The organism is Marinifaba aquimaris (genome assembly GCF_013328345.1).
Classification (GTDB): domain Bacteria; phylum Pseudomonadota; class Gammaproteobacteria; order Enterobacterales; family Alteromonadaceae; genus Marinifaba; species Marinifaba aquimaris.
On record NZ_JABULX010000020.1, the window covers coordinates 61,088 to 79,908 of the forward strand.

At 40.9% G+C, this 18,821-nt stretch carries 20 protein-coding genes and 2 riboswitches; of the genes, 6 read left to right on the forward strand and 14 right to left on the reverse strand.

Going from position 1 to position 18,821, the window contains the following annotated elements:
* Positions 1 to 36: 36 nt before the first annotated feature.
* On the reverse strand, positions 37 to 702 hold the full coding sequence (locus HR060_RS12930; protein WP_174200714.1) for a TonB family protein: 666 nt from the start codon (positions 700 to 702) through the stop codon (positions 37 to 39).
* Between the two features lie 208 nt (positions 703 to 910).
* Between HR060_RS12930 and HR060_RS12935 the strand changes: the two genes are divergently transcribed.
* Complete coding sequence (locus HR060_RS12935; RefSeq protein ID WP_174200736.1) at positions 911 to 1,852, forward strand: SPFH domain-containing protein; 942 nt, start codon at positions 911 to 913, stop codon at positions 1,850 to 1,852.
* A gap of 11 nt (positions 1,853 to 1,863) precedes the next feature.
* The gene (locus HR060_RS12940) at positions 1,864 to 2,325 is read left to right on the forward strand and encodes an NfeD family protein (RefSeq protein ID WP_174200715.1); all 462 of its coding nucleotides are present in this window, start codon (positions 1,864 to 1,866) and stop codon (positions 2,323 to 2,325) included.
* Between the two features lie 72 nt (positions 2,326 to 2,397).
* Here the strand turns inward: HR060_RS12940 and HR060_RS12945 are convergent, their stop codons facing one another.
* The 12 genes from HR060_RS12945 to HR060_RS13000 form a co-directional block, all read right to left on the reverse strand.
* Complete coding sequence (locus tag HR060_RS12945; protein ID WP_174200716.1) at positions 2,398 to 2,583, reverse strand: hypothetical protein; 186 nt, start codon at positions 2,581 to 2,583, stop codon at positions 2,398 to 2,400.
* 526 nt (positions 2,584 to 3,109) lie between these two features.
* Complete coding sequence (locus tag HR060_RS12950) at positions 3,110 to 4,990, reverse strand: TonB-dependent receptor domain-containing protein (protein WP_174200717.1); 1,881 nt, start codon at positions 4,988 to 4,990, stop codon at positions 3,110 to 3,112.
* Positions 4,991 to 5,024: 34 nt separating this feature from the next.
* Positions 5,025 to 5,181, reverse strand: a riboswitch (cobalamin riboswitch).
* 81 nt (positions 5,182 to 5,262) lie between these two features.
* Positions 5,263 to 6,126 carry a helical backbone metal receptor gene (locus tag HR060_RS12955; RefSeq protein ID WP_174200718.1) on the reverse strand — a complete coding sequence of 288 codons (864 nt, stop codon included), beginning with the start codon at positions 6,124 to 6,126 and terminating at the stop codon, positions 5,263 to 5,265.
* A gap of 143 nt (positions 6,127 to 6,269) precedes the next feature.
* Positions 6,270 to 6,896: a cob(I)yrinic acid a,c-diamide adenosyltransferase gene (cobO, locus tag HR060_RS12960; RefSeq protein ID WP_174200719.1), complete on the reverse strand. Its 627-nt coding sequence runs from the start codon at positions 6,894 to 6,896 to the stop codon at positions 6,270 to 6,272.
* Positions 6,897 to 6,911: 15 nt separating this feature from the next.
* Complete coding sequence (locus tag HR060_RS12965) at positions 6,912 to 8,480, reverse strand: cobyric acid synthase (protein ID WP_174200720.1); 1,569 nt, start codon at positions 8,478 to 8,480, stop codon at positions 6,912 to 6,914.
* The gene (locus HR060_RS12970; protein ID WP_174200721.1) at positions 8,471 to 9,136 is read right to left on the reverse strand and encodes a histidine phosphatase family protein; all 666 of its coding nucleotides are present in this window, start codon (positions 9,134 to 9,136) and stop codon (positions 8,471 to 8,473) included. The genes HR060_RS12965 and HR060_RS12970 overlap by 10 nt, the downstream gene beginning before the upstream one ends.
* A 9-nt stretch (positions 9,137 to 9,145) precedes the next feature.
* Positions 9,146 to 9,757: a bifunctional adenosylcobinamide kinase/adenosylcobinamide-phosphate guanylyltransferase gene (cobU, locus tag HR060_RS12975; RefSeq protein WP_174200722.1), complete on the reverse strand. Its 612-nt coding sequence runs from the start codon at positions 9,755 to 9,757 to the stop codon at positions 9,146 to 9,148.
* Positions 9,754 to 10,605, reverse strand: a complete 852-nt coding sequence (locus HR060_RS12980; protein WP_174200723.1) for an adenosylcobinamide-GDP ribazoletransferase — start codon at positions 10,603 to 10,605, stop codon at positions 9,754 to 9,756. Before HR060_RS12980 ends, cobU begins: the two co-directional genes overlap by 4 nt.
* 23 nt (positions 10,606 to 10,628) lie before the next feature.
* On the reverse strand, positions 10,629 to 11,690 hold the full coding sequence (gene cobT, locus HR060_RS12985) for a nicotinate-nucleotide--dimethylbenzimidazole phosphoribosyltransferase (RefSeq protein WP_174200724.1): 1,062 nt from the start codon (positions 11,688 to 11,690) through the stop codon (positions 10,629 to 10,631).
* Positions 11,691 to 11,730: 40 nt separating this feature from the next.
* Positions 11,731 to 12,714, reverse strand: a complete 984-nt coding sequence (locus HR060_RS12990; RefSeq protein WP_246283165.1) for a FecCD family ABC transporter permease — start codon at positions 12,712 to 12,714, stop codon at positions 11,731 to 11,733.
* Positions 12,707 to 13,549 (reverse strand): ABC transporter ATP-binding protein, encoded by an 843-nt coding sequence (locus HR060_RS12995; RefSeq protein ID WP_174200725.1) that lies wholly within the window; start codon positions 13,547 to 13,549, stop codon positions 12,707 to 12,709. Before HR060_RS12995 ends, HR060_RS12990 begins: the two co-directional genes overlap by 8 nt.
* A 99-nt stretch (positions 13,550 to 13,648) precedes the next feature.
* Positions 13,649 to 13,803: riboswitch (cobalamin riboswitch) on the reverse strand.
* Positions 13,804 to 13,807: 4 nt separating this feature from the next.
* Complete coding sequence (locus tag HR060_RS13000) at positions 13,808 to 14,467, reverse strand: esterase/lipase family protein (protein ID WP_174200726.1); 660 nt, start codon at positions 14,465 to 14,467, stop codon at positions 13,808 to 13,810.
* A gap of 232 nt (positions 14,468 to 14,699) precedes the next feature.
* Between HR060_RS13000 and trxB the strand changes: the two genes are divergently transcribed.
* Together trxB and HR060_RS13010 are read left to right on the forward strand one after the other, a co-directional pair.
* Positions 14,700 to 15,653 (forward strand): thioredoxin-disulfide reductase, encoded by a 954-nt coding sequence (gene trxB, locus HR060_RS13005; protein ID WP_174200727.1) that lies wholly within the window; start codon positions 14,700 to 14,702, stop codon positions 15,651 to 15,653.
* A 143-nt stretch (positions 15,654 to 15,796) separates the two neighbouring features.
* A complete protein-coding gene (locus HR060_RS13010; protein WP_174200728.1) occupies positions 15,797 to 16,333 on the forward strand; it encodes a GNAT family N-acetyltransferase in 537 nt (178 codons plus the stop codon).
* A 21-nt stretch (positions 16,334 to 16,354) separates the two neighbouring features.
* Here HR060_RS13010 and HR060_RS13015 read toward each other — a convergent pair whose 3' ends face one another.
* A complete protein-coding gene (locus HR060_RS13015) occupies positions 16,355 to 17,077 on the reverse strand; it encodes a tetratricopeptide repeat protein (protein ID WP_174200729.1) in 723 nt (240 codons plus the stop codon).
* Between the two features lie 129 nt (positions 17,078 to 17,206).
* Here HR060_RS13015 and aat point away from each other — a divergent pair, with 129 nt between their 5' ends.
* Both aat and HR060_RS13025 read left to right on the forward strand, forming a co-directional pair.
* Positions 17,207 to 17,938, forward strand: coding sequence for a leucyl/phenylalanyl-tRNA--protein transferase (gene aat / locus HR060_RS13020; RefSeq protein ID WP_174200730.1), 732 nt, complete (start codon positions 17,207 to 17,209; stop codon positions 17,936 to 17,938).
* Positions 17,939 to 17,950: 12 nt separating this feature from the next.
* A complete protein-coding gene (locus tag HR060_RS13025; RefSeq protein ID WP_174200731.1) occupies positions 17,951 to 18,673 on the forward strand; it encodes an arginyltransferase in 723 nt (240 codons plus the stop codon).
* Positions 18,674 to 18,821: the final 148 nt, after the last annotated feature.

An 18,821-nucleotide genomic window follows, 5' to 3' on the forward strand; every position in this document is an offset into this window, starting at 1 on the left:
CTTATCTTAGGTTCAGCTAAATATTGGTTATTTGGGTTATTGCATGGTGAAGTCCAATCGAATACTTAGCCCTTGCTGAATAACAGCCTTACCATTTTCAATTTTTGCTTTGTATTTCCAGCGTTTTAACGCTTTTTTAGCCGCATTGTCAAAAATTCGTTTGGGTTCAGCATTTTTAATTCGAACATCGCCAACGCGCCCATCAGCTAAAATAGAAAAAGTTAACTCAACCCAGCCTTCTATACCTTTTCTTGCAGCATCCATTGGATATTGAGGTTCTATTCGAATGATCGGTTTCGCATCCCCCTCAGTCGGTATCCCTGTATTAATAGATGTCGTGCTATTTGGTAAATTGATATTAGGTACATCTACTGCAACGTTGACATCAATTGCCGTGTTTTCCAAAGGTTGGCTAACAGGCTTTTCAGGCGCTTTTACAGGTTTCGGAGGTTCAAGTTTAACCGGTTGCTTGATAATAGTGTGCTCTTTAGGCTCAATCATCACCACTTCTATTGGTGGCACTTTGGGTGGTTCAACAATGACTTTATGTTGAGGAGCAATCAGCTTTTGCATTAATAAAAAAAGTAGTCCAGTAATCACTAAGCCAGCTATACCTGCAACCCCGATACGCAAAATGTTGTTAAATGCATTTTGATTAGCCACTGATAAAACTAAATCTTGTTCGAATGTATTAATTGCCATAGCTATCCCCTTTTATTGTCTTTTCATTTAAAAAACGACGTAACATCAAAAAAGGGGTGAAAATAATTTTTATTAATTAAACAAGGCTATGTCATCTTGATTGGCGAACGCGATAAATAAAAAACGAGTAAGGCTAGAATGAAAGCACATCAGTGCTTTTTTATGGTACAAATAACAATCAGCAGGATAAAACAATAAAGGAAATATGATGGAATTTATTTTAAATTACTTATTCACTGTGCAATTTGCACTTTTTGCTATCGTTGTCATCACCCTCAAATCGGGTATTAAATTTGTACCACAAAATAGAGCCTGGATCATCGAACGCTTCGGTAAATACAACACTACACTTGAAGCAGGATTAAACTTCATTGTTCCTTTTATTGATCACGTCTCAGCAGACCGCTCATTAAAAGAACAAGCTGTTGATGTGCCAAGCCAAGCAGCCATTACTAAAGACAATATCTCACTCTCTGTTGATGGCGTTTTATACTTTCGTGTACTGGACCCATACAAGGCAACCTATGGCGTAGATGATTATGTCTTTGCCGTAACGCAATTGGCTCAAACAACCATGCGCTCTGAACTGGGTAAATTGGAGCTGGATAAAACATTTGAAGACCGAGATAGCTTAAACGCGAAAATTGTTGCTGCAATCAATGATGCAGCGGCGTCTTGGGGCGTTCAAGTTCTGCGTTACGAGATAAAAGACATCACGCCTCCTAGCTCAGTGATGAACGCAATGGAATATCAAATGAAAGCTGAGCGTGAAAGACGCGCTAAAATTTTAGAGTCTGAAGGCGAGAAGCAGGCGCAAATCAATGTCGCTGAAGGTGAAAAACAAGCCCGAGTACTTGCCGCGGAAGCAGAAAAACAAGAGCAAGTATTAAGAGCTCAAGGTGAAGCAGAAGCCATTAAAGCGGTTGCCGATGCACAAGCTCAAGCATTACAAGTGGTTGGTGAAAAGGCTGCGACCTCTGAGGGTCAAAAAGCCGTAGAACTAGACCTTGCTACTAAAGCTATTGCGGCAAAACAAGCCATTGCTAAAGAATCATCAGTTGTTTTACTACCCGACTCTGGAACAGAGGCTGGCTCATTAGTGGCCCAAGCGACAACTATTTTAGAAACTTTGAAAAATAAGCCTAATTAAAAGAGGTAAAAATGGATTGGTTTAATGAAAATATGACAGAAACCTTATTTATATTAGGTTTAGTACTGCTATGTATTGAAATTTTGGTGCTGGGTTTTTCAACATTCATTTTATTTTTTATTGGCTTAGCGCTTTTACTCATAGGGGGCTTATTAGCAATCGGGGTAATTGAAAACAGCTTAATTCAGGTTGTACTAAGCACAGCTGTTTTAACCGCTATTTTAGCGGCTGTGCTGTGGCAACCACTAAAACGCATGCAAGAAAAAACAGATGATAGGAAAGTAACCAGTGACTTTGATGGTATGACTTTTATTTTAGGGGATGACATTGATGAATCTGGTGGTTTTACTTATGCCTACTCAGGTATTAACTGGCAAGTTAAAAGCGCACAAAAACTGAGCCAAGGTACGAAAGTGGTGGTTGAACGGGCAGAAGTTGGCGTATTTTGGGTTACCGCCTATCAGGATAAATAAACACCGAGTTGCGAATAAAAAACAAGGCGCTAAATGAGCGCCTTATTGGGATGGATAAATGAGTTACTGCATTTATGGTCGAGCGGAATAATTCATATTGCCAATTTCAGTTTCAACATCATCGCTAATATCACGTAATACATTCACTGATAAAACCAATATACCGAATAATGCCAAACCAACCCATTTCATTGAAACAAATAAAACAAGGGCTGATAATAACCAGAAAACACTCATAAAAGCTTTAGTATTTAACATCTTGTATAAACACCTTTTCATAACGACCCCTTAATCGAAGCACAAATAATCTGAAATGTGAAATTGATCACAAATTTAAAGATATGTCTTACAAGCTTTGTGTTTATTTCTTCAATTTATCCATTTTTGAACTAAGGGATAAAGCGTTTGACAAAAAACAGGCAAATCTCGAAGACACATAAAGAAAATGAAAGGCGCGTCAAAAGGCTATGAAACAAGCAGCTGAAATGATTAAGTTTTTTACTTACCTCAGCTTTGCTTCTGGTTGTTTTCGTCCCATTCATTCAATGGCAATAAGTATAAATGAACATAAAACGAGCTGCAGTTAAGAAGCGTTAACTTAAGTTGAATAAGAAAAAAGAGCCCCAAAATATGTTTCAGTCGGGTTTCTGATTCTTGTTTATTTTGCGGAAATGAGGTGTTTTTTATTAAAAACGTACCGAAATAAATACAATTTCTGCTAACCGATTAAACATTAAAAGCCTAACACTAAGTTAGGCTTTTAATGTTTGAGTAATCACTCAAATTAGAACTGATAACGCGTTGATAAACGGAATGCTGCACCTTCATCGTTGTAACCCGTCACAGTAATAGTATCTTCATCACTGACATTAAAGCCACGAAGAGATACATTCCAATCATCCGTAATTAAGTAGTTAACACCTAAATCTAACGTCCAGAATGAATCCACTTCTACTGGCTCATTTGTTGACCAAGTGTATTCACTGATACTGTCATCACGGTAACTCAATTTTGCATCAAACGTGAAAGCATCTAATGCATAACTAACTGAGTAGTTTGCCGTTAACTCAGGGCGACGAGCAAGATCATCACCTGTTTTGGCATCTTCACTCTTTATGTAAGCGACATAGGCTTGATAAGTCCAATCTTCTTGAGTAATACGAGCCGTTAACTCAATACCCTTCATCTCTGCTTCAGAAACGTTAACTGGTTGAGTCCAAGTGGTATCACCCTCAACAACTTGGCCTGTCCAACTAATTAAGTTTTCAACGTCAGTTTGGAAGATGGCAACTTCAAGTACTGCATTATCTAATGCGTTGCGGATTAAAATCTCATTAGTTGTAGAAGTTTCTGGCATTAAATCTTGATTGCCGCGATAACCCCATTGCTCAGGATAGTACAAGTCGTTAAATGAAGGGGCTTTAAAACCTGTACCGTGGTTAAAGCTAACAACCCAAGTATCTTCGAAACGGTAACCTAATGATGCATTATAAGTCGTTTCTGAATCGATACCGTCAACATCATCATAGCGGGTAGCGGCTTCTAACATGAAGTTATTAACATCGTGACGTGCAGATACGAAAAATGCAGCGGTATCTCTTTCTTCTTCAGAGAATGAAGACGTTGACTCAGAAATATCTTCACTGTACCAATCTGCACCTGCACTGACACTTGTCGCCTCGCTGAATTGATAATCTGCAATTAAAGAAGCACTGTCTCTTGCTGTTTCATAGATGGTTGCATCTTTTTTAGCTTGACCATTACCAAACGCTTCAGAGTGATCTTGAGTACGACCAACACTTGCTTCTACAAATAAATAGCCAGAGTTATATGTAGTGATTAACTTAGTTGAATAGTTTTCAAATTCATTTTCGTCAGCACGTGAAGCATCATATTCAGCACCACCTTGCGAGTAGTTGGCGATAAAACCTAAAGCGAATGTATCGGTTAACTGGCTGTTTGCATTTAATACAAATGCTTGACGATCATAACCGTCATCATCATTTTTCGCGTCGCTATCTTGCACATCAAATCCATCAGACTCTTCAACAGACGCTGATAAGGTGACGTTGTGATCACTGTTGCCTAGACCAACAGCAGCTTGAGCTTGCCAGTAACCGTTGCTACCTAGTGTAGCTGAAACCACACCCTCACCTGCTTTGTATTGCTTAGTAAAGATTTGGATAACACCACCAATGGCATCTGAACCCCAAAGTGCAGCACGCGGCCCCTTAACCACTTCAATACGTTCGATTTGAGCAGGAGAAATAGCCGCATAGTTAGCGGTACCTAACGTACCAGAACTAATACGCTGACCATCAACTAAAATAAGCACGTGATTAGAGTTAGTACCACGCATAAATACTGAGCTTGATTGACCGCCGCCACCTTGGCTAGCCACAGATACACCTGCAACATCATCTAATATCTCAGTGATATTTTGAGGTTGTAAACGCTCAATATCAGCAGCAGTGATCACTTCATGTGATGACAACGCTAAGAAGCTGTCTTCTTGAGTACGGTTTGCAGTAACTAGGATGCGCTCTAAAGGAATTCCATTTTCTGTATTAGCTTGATTGTTAGCCTGTTCCGTGGCTTGAGCAGCAGATAAAGTAAAAGCGTTAATAGCCGTAGCAGCGGCTAATGTGATTGTCGTTTTTTTCATGATTTCCTCAAAGCAGATGCCCACCGCATCTGGGTTGTTAGTAGCAAAGTAGGCCGGTCTCCGGGCTTATTAGTTGCACAAGGAACTAAATTACCGTTGCGGGGGCAGCATAGGTTTTTCACCTATTTCCCAGTTTCACAGTGTCTAAATTAGGGCAAATTAAACACCGCACCTGCTTTGTGTGGCTCTATGAGCTCGATTGTTTGGCATAATGCCAGTGAACTAAGAACCCCTTCTTAGTTCACTTAATATTTGTTGTGCAGTGATGGCTGTTATTTTTCTTGGGCGATAACAACAAGCTTCTCTCGAGCTAGGTCAATATCTGCACATAATTTTTCGAGGCCTATTATAAACCTAGGTGTCATTCTGTGCAGTAGATCTGATATAGGATGAATGACTAAGTTATACTTTCCGGCAGGAATTTGTGTCCATTTTGACCAATCAATTTGGTCAACATAGTTTTGCGTTTCCGACTTTGGTTGGATCACAATTTGTGGCGAAGAAGCGATCACCTGTTCAAGCCCAACTTGAGGGTAATCACCAATTGCATCAGCAAAAATATTTTCAGTACCACAAACATTTATTGCTTGTTCTGGCCAAGCGCCATTGGTTGCAGTCGTAAGTGGGCTCGACCATAACTCATAGAAAGTAACGAGCGGTTTTTTACCTTGGTATTGCTGCTTAATCTGATTGAGCTTGGTGGTATAAGTCATTGCCACCTGTTCAGCCGTTTTAGCCAACCCGGTCAACTGCCCAAATTTTCTCAGCTCACTAGCGACATCTTCAAGCTTTTTAGGGTCAGAATAAACAACCTTAATCCCCAAACTTTCTATTTTTTTGATGTCATCAAGTGGATTACCGGTATGCCAAGCAATTACTACATCGGGTTCGTAACTTAATACTTGCTCAATTTGAATTCGAGAATAATTGCCGATACGCGGAATATCATTTGCCTCTTTTGGGTAATTAGCATACGAAGTGGTTGCAACAATGAGATCGCCGGCCCCAATCGCATAGAGGTTCTCAACAACATGTGGCGCTAGAGCAATGATTCTCAATGATTTTTTGTTATCGACCAATAAATTTGAGCTGTCCGTTTCAGCTAGGTTTGCATTAAGTGTGTCATCTGCGTGCACTTTAAAGCTAAATATTGCTAACAGGCTAATAAAGAGAATGTGTAGATTCATATTGTCGATTTTAGTTAATTGAAATAACAACAGCCCAGATAATCTAAATTAATAATCTGGGCTGCTACAGGGTATAAGGGATAAGTTATGGTTTAATAATCAAACCCGAGCTGAGCTTTGACGCCTGATTCAAATGCGTGTTTAACCGATTGCACTTCTGATACCGTATCAGCCGCTTCAAGTAATTTTCTATGGGCACCGCGGCCCGTTATGATGACATGCTGCATTTTAGGGCGATTAGCAATCGCTTCAACCACTTCATCGATATCAATATGACCGTAATTAATCATGTAAGTCATCTCGTCAAACAAGATCATATCAATCGATTCATCTTGTAATAATTTTTTAGCTTCAACCCAAGCGGCTTGTGCAGCTTGTCTATCGAGCTCTTTGTCCTGGGTTTCCCAAGTAAAACCAGTCCCCATTACAATAAACGGCACTTCAAGCTTTTGCAGTAAGTTACGCTCACCGCAATCCCAATTACCTTTGATAAATTGTACGACAGCCGCTTTTTTATCATGGCCAATTGCTCGGGTCACCATGCCAAAACCAGATGTCGACTTACCTTTACCATTGCCGGTTATCACTAAAAACACGCCTTGCTCTTTAGTAGCAGCCGCAATCTTAGCGTCAATTCGCTCTTTTACTTTTTGCTGACGCTCTTTATAACGCTGTGCTTTAATATCTTCTTTGTTTTCAATGTCTTTTTTATCTGTCATTGTAGTTTCCAGTTACTAATCGGCTTTGATAGATTCAATTGCAATACCATTATTTTGGTACATTTGTGCAATGTCCCATAATCTATCTATATCTAAATATTGCTCACAAGCATTGGCAATACGTTCAATAGCCTGTTCTTGTTTAGTGAAATGATCGGTATCGAGCAAAACATCCTGCCCTAACCATTTCATTATTAATTGGATGGCTTGTGGCTTATCAAAAATACCGTGTAAATAACTACCCGCAATTTGATCATTTTCATCAATCAAACCATCTGCTTGTTCAGTTTGGCTAAAAGGCTCACACAAAACGACGGGTGCCAATTGAGACTTATCTTTACTTTGACTTAACCCTGCGTGTATTTCATAACCCGCAACGTCAATAGTCTCTCCTGCCATTGTTAAACGACCTTCTACATTAGCTAAACGCTTTTGCTCAGCTAATTCCGTCCGCATTGTTAAGTAGCCTAAAGCTTGACTGGTACCTGATTGGCCTTCGATACCAAGTGGGTCGTCAATTTCTGTACCGAGCATTTGATAGCCACCACAAATTCCCCACACTTTACCGCCGTAGCGCAAGTGTTTGGCAATATCTTTATCCCAGCCTTGCCTTTGCAAAAAAGCTAAGTCTTGTCGCACGCTTTTACTCCCTGGCAAAATGATTAAATCACACGCTGGTAAAGGTGTTCGGACGTGGCCAGTACCATCTAAATCCCCCGTTGCTCTGACAAAATTAAGCTCTATTTCAGGGTGTAATCTCAGTGCATCAAAGTCAGTGTGATTACTCATTCGAGGATAAACCGGAACAACGACTTTTACCTTAGCATCAGTTTTTACTTGCTGAGTTTGAACGGCGTCTTCAGCAGCGATGTCTAACCCATGTAAAAACGGCAGCACCCCCAACACAGGTTTATTTGTTTTAGCTTCGAGCCAATCTAACCCGGATTTTAATAAGCCAATATCACCTCGAAAGCGATTAATAACAAAACCGACAACACGTGCTTGTTCAGATTCAGATAACAGCTCAAGCGTTCCAACTAAGTGAGCAAAAACACCACCTCGGTCAATATCAGCCACAATAATAACGGGGCAATCTGCTGCTTCAGCAAAGCCCATATTAGCAATATCACCTTTGCGCAAGTTAATTTCAGCTGGGCTCCCCGCTCCCTCGACTACAATAAGTTCATATGCTTGATTTAACTTGGCAAAAGAGTCGATAACGGTTTGCCCTGCCACTTTTTTATAGTTTTGATAACTCGCCGCTTCCATTGAAGATAACGCCTTACCTTGCAAGATAACTTGTGATCCCGTATCCGAGTTGGGCTTGAGTAAAACCGGATTAAAGTGAACACTCGTTTCAATACCAGCAGCCTGAGCTTGCACGGCCTGCGCACGGCCAATTTCACCGCCATCAGGCGTCACCGCACTATTAAGCGCCATATTCTGTGGTTTAAATGGTGCAACTTTAACGTTTCGCTTAGCAAATACACGACAAATAGCCGCAGCTAATACACTTTTTCCTGCATCAGAGGTACAGCCCTGAACCATAATGCAGGCTGCATTTTTTTCTATGTTTACGGACATTGCCTTCCTATTGACTTAACTTTTACATGCTCAAGGTAATTAAGATTTAGTTCAATCTCAGTTACCGATGCATAGCGAATATCGAGTTGTTGAAATAATTTGGGGTTACGCCAATCGATATCCAACAGGTGTGATAACACCATGCGTATAACACCACCATGGCAAACTAGGATACTCGCCTGTTTTGCATCAATATCACGACACTTGATTTGACTAATAAGTTCAATGAGCACTTGCCAAGCTGAGCTGACCCGCTGATAAAAATCAACAAGGTTCTCACCTCTGTTGAATTCCATTTTTTCAGGTGAAGACCAAAAACACTCTAATGCCTGCCAGCTAACGTCTCCATTTGCTTGGTATAACTCATCAAAAGGTACCCCATCAAATTCACCAAAATTCATTTCTTTAAACTCGCCCATCAATTCGAATTTGTGCTGATGTTGCTGACAAAAATCACTCGCTGCTGTAGCACAACGTTTTAACGGCGATGAAAATACATAATTTATCTGGGCTTGATTAGCGCAATAATCTAACGCCATTGCGATATCTGTTTTACCTTTTTCTGTGGTATCAACATCAGTATGTCCATATAACGCTGCTGGACCGTCCACCTGAGCGTGGCGAACCAAATAAACCGTGTGCTTGTTATTGTTCAAACTAAACTCTTAATCATCAATAAAATTAGCAGCAGGCTTTAGCTGATTAGCAATACCTGCTGTAACAAAAATAACTTCATCAGCCACTTTGGCGATGGCTTGATTTAACCAGCCTGAGTAATCTACAAATAATCGAGAAAGGTTACCCATAGGTATGACGCCTTGGCCAACTTCATTGCTAATAATCACGATATGACAATCGCGTTCAGCTTTTGTCATATTTTCAGTGTATACCTTTAAGCTGGTCACTAATTCTTCTATTGCTTGATTGAGGTAGGTATGCGTTTGCTCAGTAGACAGCGCTTGTTGTTCAGCTTGATATAATTGGTTGTTTAACCACAGGGTAAGACAATCAATTAAGTCTATATGGTGCGTTTTAGATGTCTGAACTCTATCAGCCAAACAGCTCGCTAAATCAACGGGACACTCTATTAATTGCCACTCAGGGCCTCTATCTAATTGGTGCCGTTTTATCCTGTCTGTCATTTCACTATCAAATGCAGTAGCCGTTGCAATGTAAGTTAACGTCGTGTCTAGATGCTGGCTTGCTAGCTTTTCTGCTTTTCGTTGAGCAAAACTCGACTTTCCAGAGCGTGCTCCGCCTAAAATAAAACTAATCATAGTTGCTTTAACCATGTAGCCAATAATGCGTAATCAAAATTGACGAGATAAATGAGGGTAAATAAATATACAACCAGTTCAGCTATTTGTTGTGTGGCACCTAAGCAATCTCCGGTGTAGCCCGTTAAACGCTTATTTAGCCAAGCTTTAAAATAACAGCGAAAGATAAACAATGTCCCTACAAGTGCCAAACCATATGACCAAGTAAAAAACAGTAAAGGAAAAGCGCCCACCAACAATAAACAAATCAGCTCACCTCGCGTTTGCCTAGCGGCTAAAGGTTTGCTTTTACTGGCGTCAATATCGGCAACATACTTCATATCGTAAATCAGACTACCGGCAATGGCTCGTGAACTTGATGCTGCTGTTAAAAGAATAAGAATAAGTGATAGCCAATAATCCACGCCAGCGGATAAGTGCCTTAGCCCTAAACTCACGATTAATTCATAAAGCAGGGAAAATTTTAATGCCAAACAAATAAAGAGCCCAGTCGCACCATAGGTACCAAGGCGACTGTCTTTCATAATGGTTAAACGCTTTTCTAGTGTGTAACCTCCGCCTATGGCATCGACCATATCAGCCAAACCATCCTCGTGAAAAGCGCCTGTCAGTAATAAGCTGACCGTCATTGCCAGTAATATTGCGACGCCGGCAGGTAAAAATTGCAAAAACAATACTAAACTCAGGCTGAAAATCAGCCCAAGTAAGAGTCCGACCAAAGAAAAATAACGGTTTGATTGATGCAAAAACTGCTCAGAGTATTGGGTTTGTTTAGGCATAGGAATACGAGAAAAAAAGCCTAGCGCTAAGTAAAATAAATTCAATTCAGCTTTAATTTTTGTCAGCATACTTTTTAACTCGCTTAGCCTAACTAGACGGTTATTCCTACCGATTCCAGGCTCGCCATTTCGTTGTAAAAGGCACATGCCGATTTAACGATAGGAAGTGCTAAGGCAGCACCTGTGCCTTCACCGAGACATAACCCTAAATTTAAAATAGGTTTGGCATCAAGTGTATCCAGCACCAATTGATGTGGTTTCTCAGCTGAAGCATGTGAAAAAACCAGATAGTCACGACAAGCAGGCGCAATTTTACAAGCGGCTAATGCCGCGACTGAAACGATAAAACCATCAACCAAAACAGTAATCCCCGCTTCACAGGCTGCAACAATAGCGCCGACCATTTGGACAATTTCAAAGCCGCCGACCTGCTTTAAGATATTTTTCACATCTCTGCTTTTAAAGCGCGATAGCGCTTTTTCTATCAGTTGAGTCTTTTTGATTAGCTGCTTTTTGTCGATACCCGTTCCTGTACCGACACAAACCTTGACTGACTCACCGGTAATAGCGGCTAAAATGGCACTCGCAGAACTGGTATTACCAATCCCCATTTCGCCTAAAATCAAAAGATTACACCCTGCAATAATATGACGGTTAGCCGCCATTGCCCCCCAGAGTAATGCTTGTTCACATTGCTGCGCGCTCATTGCTGGCTTTTTAACAAAGTTAGCGGTTCCATCCCCCACTCGCTGCTCAGTTAAATTGGTATAAGCTTCTGATAATGACTGCTTAATACCTGCGTCAATAATCTCCAACCGAATGTTATTACTTCGACAAAAGCAATTAATTGCCGCGCCGCCGTGAGCAAAGTTTTCTACCATTAAACTTGTCACTTCACTATTGGCGATACTAACGCCCTCTTCACTGATGCCGTGATCGGCGGCAAAAACCAAGCATGTCGGCAAATTGATGGCTAAAGGTAAACTCGCATCATTCTTTTGATGAAGCTGAATTTTCGCAATTTGTTTAGCAATGTCTTCGAGAAGCCCTAAAGAACCTAAGGGTTTAGTCTTGGTATTTATTCTAAGCGCAATGGCTTGTTCTAATTCATCCGTAACCACAGATGCTAAAGGTTGAATCTTTTCTATGTGCATATGCTTAATTTCCTTAAAACCATTCAGACTAGTGCTATTGCTAACGCATTCTTCGCATCAAGATGAGAAAGAAGATACTGCCAATTGCAGAGGTTATTACGCCAAGTGGGATCTCTTGTGAGCCCAACGCAGTTCGAGCAACGACATCGACCCAAACTAAAAAGATACCGCCAGATAAGGCCACTGCAAACAGCAGCTTAGTTGTCGTTACACCAAAAAAAGGTCTGATCATATGTGGGATCATCAACCCAACAAAACCAATACCACCGCAGTACGCCACAATGACAGCCGTTAGCGCTGCACAAATAATTAAAACCCCAATTCGCAGCCACTCAACTTTAATACCTAGTGTTTTTGCATTTTCATCTGATAAAAGCAAAGCATCAAGTTGCCTTGCAAAAGCCATTGCTAAAACCAAGGCAATAATCAATACCGGTGCCATAAAGTAAAGCGCTTGATATTCAGCTCGGGCCAATGAGCCCATCAACCAAAAAATCACCCGGTTCGTTGCAAAAGCATCACCAAAATATAGGGTAAAGCTAGTCATCGCGCTCAACATAAATGAAACGGCAACCCCAGCAAGTAACATATGTTCTAACTTGCGTTGCCTTGATGAGCTAACCACCGCAAGTACCAAAACAATCGAAAACGCCGCGCCCATAAACGCCATAAAAGGCAAACCTAAATTAGCATCAGCGAATAATACGCTGCCTAGAGTTGCCCCGAGCCCTGCGCCTGAAACAATGCCAAATAAATAAGGGTCAGCTAATGGATTACGCGTTGTGTTTTGTAACAAGCTGCCAGCAACGGCCAACCCTGCCCCAGCGATAAAGCCGACTAATATACGTGGCAGCCTAATCTCATGAATAACAGCATGTTTGATTGGCGACTGGCATTCGGAGAATAAACATTGCCATACATCGTTAAAGCCAATTTGTGATGAGCCTAAACCCAAAGAGAGCGCCATACTGATTAATGTCGTAAAAATCAGTAATATCCATTTTAAAGGCATCGTATTAATCATTCGCTAGCACCTTGAGTTGCTCCAGCAGCTGATTATTCGCAGGCGCAAAATTGATGCGAATTTTATTGCTAAAAGGTTGAGTATCTATCATACAAGGTAGACGAAAAACGTCTGTTAACTGCTCTACCGTTAACACTTGTTCTGGTGTGCCATGGCTGACAATTTGACCTCGATTAAGTAAACACAATTTATCGCAGTACTGTGCAGCTAAGTTCAAATCGTGAATGGTGACAATGACAGATAAATTGAGTTTTTTAATCAGTGATAAAATTTGATGCTGATAGTAAACATCTAGATGGTTAGTGGGTTCATCTAAAATTAAGATATCGGCTTGCTGAACTAACGCGCGAGCAATCAAAGCTCGCTGCTGTTCACCGCCCGATAATGTTGAAAAAATGCGAGTCTGTTTATCAATTAAATCGACTTTATCCAGCGCCTGTTGTATGACCTGTTTATCATCAGCTGAATCTAAGGCAAATAAAGATTTATGCGGCACTAACCCCATACGTGCAATATCCAATACGGATAAATCAAAGCTATTCGTCTCATGCTGCGAAACAACTGCAACTTGCTGAGCAATTTGCATGGCGGAATAACTCGCTAAATTTTGTGATTGTAACGTGACCGCCCCAGTTTGTGCTTGATATGCGCCGTAGAGCAGTTTCAATAAACTGGTTTTACCCGCACCGTTTGGCCCTATTACCCCTAACATTTCGCCTTGAGTCAATGTAAGCGAAACCTGCTCGATAATTTTTTTATCAGCAATTGAAAACCCCAGTTGCTCTGCACTGAGTTGAATAGAAGTTAAACTGTCAGTTGAAACCGTATTAGACATTTAGCGCTTGTATCAAAGAGTGTGGGCGCTATTTCAGATGACATGCAAGCTCATTTAAAGTTGAACCTGGTTTGTTTCATGTGTCTCCCGCACAATCACAATAGCGCATCAATTTAGGCAGGTATCTGGCTCAATCACCAAAGGCGATAATACAGTTGCGGGAACAGCTATGGCATCAAACCATATTCCCTTTTAAGTAAGTGAAGAAAAGCACAGGGTTAATCGACACATACACCTAAATGGCTAAGACAAATCTTATCAGCTTTGATGAACAAAGCGACCTTTTTGTAAAAAGTGCAAACATTGCTTAATCACTGCAGGTCTCATCATAATAAAAGTATGAGAAGCATCGACACATAAAAAGTCTGTCATGCCCTCAACTTGAGTACTTTTAACCGATACTTTACCGTCATTTTTTCCTTTAAATAATTTGGCAAACAGTGAGTTAACTGATTTATCTCCAGCAATTACGCCCGTTTCAAAATCAACTTGCCCCAACTGGTTAAGTTGATTAGGCACACTACTCGCATCTGTGCTCAATTCACTACCTGCGGGACCATTAAGCTGCTGAAACAGCCACCAGTTGCCTAGCTTATCGACGATTTCACTGCCGTGGTTAGGGGGTGCTAACATCACAACTCGGCCAATGGTCAAATCGGGTATTTTAGCCGCTAAATTGCGAACAATAATGCCGCCCATAGAATGCGTGATAAAGTGAATGGGCTTAGCCGTATCAAATCGCGCTGCAATTTTTGGCCAAACATGTTCGGTGGTAAGCGAATCGATACAGTGCTCGGTTGATGGGTAACTTTGATTCAATACCAGGTACTTCGCTTTTTTTAGCGCTAACTCCATAGGGATCAGTGAGTTAGCACTTCGAGCTAAGCCATGTAATAAAACAACCTGTGCTTGTGACATAAATTTAATTCAATTTGGATTCACCTAGCCGATTCTACACAAATTATAGCGCTTCAGTATAAAGACTCGTGAGGTTTTACCTTTTTTTACTGATATACTCACCGCAACTTTACGCATTAAAAGCGATTGTGCTAATCGAAATAATAAATTAGTGCGTAAACCTTGAATCTGACAAACTGCGCCTTATTTATAAAAGACACTCAAGCGCAGATATCTTTGGAGAATTTTATTTATGAGCGAAGTTAAACATGCTCGCCTACTTATTTTAGGCTCAGGCCCAGCAGGCTACACAGCAGCAGTATATGCCGCACGCGCTAACTTAAAACCAGTTATGATCACAGGTATGCAACAAGGTGGCCAGTTAACGACGACCACTGAAGTAGAAAACTGGCCTGGCGATGCAAACGACCTGACTGGTCCTGCACTAATGGACCGTATGAAAGAGCACGCTGAAAAATTCGATACTGAAATCATTTTCGATCACATCGAAGAAGTTGATTTTTCATCAAAACCATACCGCTTAAAAGGCACTAGCGAATACACCTGTGATGCGTTAATCATCTCAACAGGTGCATCAGCTAAATACTTAGGCCTGCCTTCTGAAGAAGCATTTGCTGGTAAAGGTGTATCAGCATGTGCAACTTGTGACGGTTTCTTCTACAGAAACAAAGCCGTAGCCGTTGTTGGTGGTGGTAACACAGCCGTTGAAGAAGCACTTTACTTATCAAACATTTGTTCTGAAGTGCACCTAATTCACCGCCGTGAAACATTCCGTTCAGAGAAGATCTTAACAGACCGTCTAATGGACAAAGTTGAAAACGGCAACATCACACTTCACTTAAACAAAACTTTAGATGAAGTATTAGGTGATGACATGGGCGTTACAGGTGTTCGTATTAAAGACACGCAATCAGAAGAAACTTCTGAAATTGATGTTTTAGGTACTTTCATTGCAATCGGTCATAAGCCAAATACTGATATCTTTGCCGATCAACTAGAAATGAAAGATGGCTACATCATTGTTCAATCTGGTTTAGAAGGTAATGCAACAGCAACGAGTAAAGAAGGTGTTTTTGCCGCTGGTGACGTTATGGACCACAACTACCGTCAAGCAATCACATCAGCTGGTACGGGTTGTATGGCTGCCTTAGATGCAGAGCGTTACTTAGACGCGTTAAAAGACTAATTGAAAAGTTAGCTTTGCATGTTTTAAAAAACACCGCCTTTTGGCGGTGTTTTTGTTTGTGCTAGCTAACTATTGCAAACTAATCTAGATGACGGTTAAGCTTTGAACAACATATTTAGGAATAGTGAAAAAGGATAACCGTCATGCAGCTTTTTACCGATAGGTTAACACTTCAAACGCTGTGCGAAAGTGACTGGGCTTTATTTGAAAAACTGCATAAGGATCTGAGCGTCATAAAATACGTAGCCGATCCAATGACAACGTCAGAAATCCAAGCGCGCTTTAAGTCTCGCTTAGCAGCTTGGTCAAAAACATCTAGCCATTGGCTCACATTAAGTATCACAGAGACAAAAACAGCTAACCCCGTTGGCTTTACTGGCTTTTTCCCACAATGGTACCCATACCAACAAGCGGAGTTAGGCTTTTTAATTAGTCCAGAGTATCAAGGAAAAGGTTATGGAAAGGAATCGACAAAAGCAGTAATCGATTTTGCTTTTGAGCAATGTGACTTTCACAAATTAACCGCCAACGTAACAGAAGGCAACCAAGCTTGCAGTCAAATGTTACTTGCTTTAGGTTTCACACAAGAAGCGAGATTAAGGGATAATTTTAAGTTGGCAGATGAATGGAAAACCGATTTACAGTTTGGCATGTTAAAAGGTGACCGACTAAGCAATTAACGGCCACCTCGTTTAACCCTTTTACTTAAATCGAACGGGGGGAACATATTTTCCATCAATGATTTGCTGGTAGATCCCATCAGCTTGTTTTTTAGCAGCTTTTACTTGTGCTTCGCTCATTTTGTATTGATCAAGTTTACGGCTTTTATCTGCGTCTAAGTGGCCATTATAAGCTGCAACCATATTCCAAACATAAGACATCTCAATATTTTCTTTAACGCCTTTTCCTTCGTAGTACATCAAAGCAATATTAAATTGTGCGGCACTTAAGTTATCTGCTGCCGCCAAGTGATAATGCTCAAGTGATTTTTGATAATTTTGACTTACACCTTGGCCAGTTGCGTACATTACACCTAAATTAAAATGCGCTGCGGTAACATTTTTTTTGGCTGCCAGTTCGTAGTAGTCGAATGCTTTTTTTAGGTCAGGTTTAACCCCTTTGCCAAACTCGTAAATACTGCCAAGCATAAAGATGGCTTCGGGCATCTGCATATCAGCCGCTTGCTGATATAGAGCCAGTGCCTTTTTTTGATCCCTCGGCATGCCCAAACCTTTAGCGTATAACTCAGCTAGGTGGTACATACCGGGTGCATAATTTTGTTCAATCAGTGATTCAAACTCCTTTTTAGCAGCCTGAAACTCACCAAAATTAGCCAGCTCAATTCCTTTTTCTAAGTTAGCAAAACTGCAAGCTGAGAATAATGACAATGATAAAAACAAGGGTTTAAGGTTTTTTCTAAACATGATCTGATGCTACAAAATTAAATACTCTCAGTATTTTAGCTCGCTGCCACTACATAATCTAGACAGGCTTTTCACTACCGCTGAGTGAAAACACTAGCGGGAAAAACCGAAACAGATATACTTATAGTTATGACAAATGCAGTATATCAACTCCATCCCGAACATTTGGAATTCCCACCTGTTGAGCATGCTCTGCTTCAACCAAATGGCTTACTTGCCTTAGGTGGAGACTTATCGCCAGAGCGACTCATTGAAGCCTACCAATCAGGCATTTTCCCTTGGTACAGCCCGGGGGAATGTATTATGTGGTGGAGCCCAAATCCAAGAGGCGTGCTCGAGCTTGACCAATTACACATCAGCCGAACACTCAGAAAAAAACTGAAGAAAAAGCACTTTAGCTTCACAATCAATCATGCTTTTGAAGAAGTCATTGATGCCTGTGCAACCGTAAGAGCTGAAACCGATGGCACATGGATAACCGAAGCCATGTTACAAGCCTATACCAGGATGCACGAGTTAGGCCACGCACATTCTGTTGAAGTATGGCAAGACGGCGAGCTCGTAGGTGGATTATATGGCGTCGCCAGTCATGGTGTTTTTTGTGGCGAGTCAATGTTTCACTACGCTACAGATGCATCTAAAGCAGCTTTTGTAGTACTTGTCGATTTGGTCAAAAAAGCAGGTTTTCATTTTATTGATACCCAAATGCAAAACCCGCATTTAGCAACCTTAGGTGTGGTAGAAATGCCAAGAGTTGAGTTCATCGAACGCTTAGCAAAGGCTAAAAGCGTTAAGATAGACCAAGCTTGTTGGCGAGCAAGAGACTATAGTTTAGAAGAATCCGCCTTTATCTCGAATTAAGAGGTCGACAGTATGGCAAAGCTTGGACAGTCTATTCCAATTAAACTAGGGATCAGTGAAACCTTTGATTGTAGCTATTTACCTAATCAAAGTGAGCGCTTGGTAATTGCACTTGATGAAGTAGTCTACAACCCTGAATCCTATGAGCAATTGATGCAAATAGGCTTTAGGCGTAGTGGCGAGCAAGTTTATCGCCCCTATTGTGAAAGTTGTCAAGCGTGTCAGTCGGTACGCATTCGTACCGATTCATTCAAACCTAGCCGCAGCCAAAAGCGCTTGCTGAAAAAAGCCAACCACTTTACTGTGAAATTACAACCGAGTATCAAAGACCCGTTAATTTATTACCCACTTTATAAAAAGTACATTGAACTTCGGCACAGTGATGGCTCTATGTATCCGCCATCCGAAGAGCAATTTAGCGGTTTTGTTAAGGCAGATTGGCTAACTGAAGTCTTCTTAGAAATTTACGACGCAGATAAATTAATTGCGGTTAGTGTGTTAGATTTACTCCCCCATGCCTTATCTGCGGTATACACCTTTTTCGATCCAGATTATCAAGATCATTCCCCAGGCACATTAGCGATATTAAAAGCGACGCAATTTTGTCAAAGCCTTAAGCTCGACTACTTGTATTTGGGTTATCAAGTGGATGATTGTCGAAAAATGAATTACAAGACGAAATTTAAACCGTACCAAAGGCTAGAGCACAATGTATGGGTTGAGTACGAAGACTAAAGGTTTAATAAACGAGGATAAAAATAAATAAAATTTAATAACTTAGGAAATAAATATATCTAGGAAAGATATAAATGGCGGAGTGGACGGGACTCGAACCCGCGACCCCCGGCGTGACAGGCCGGTATTCTAACCAACTGAACTACCA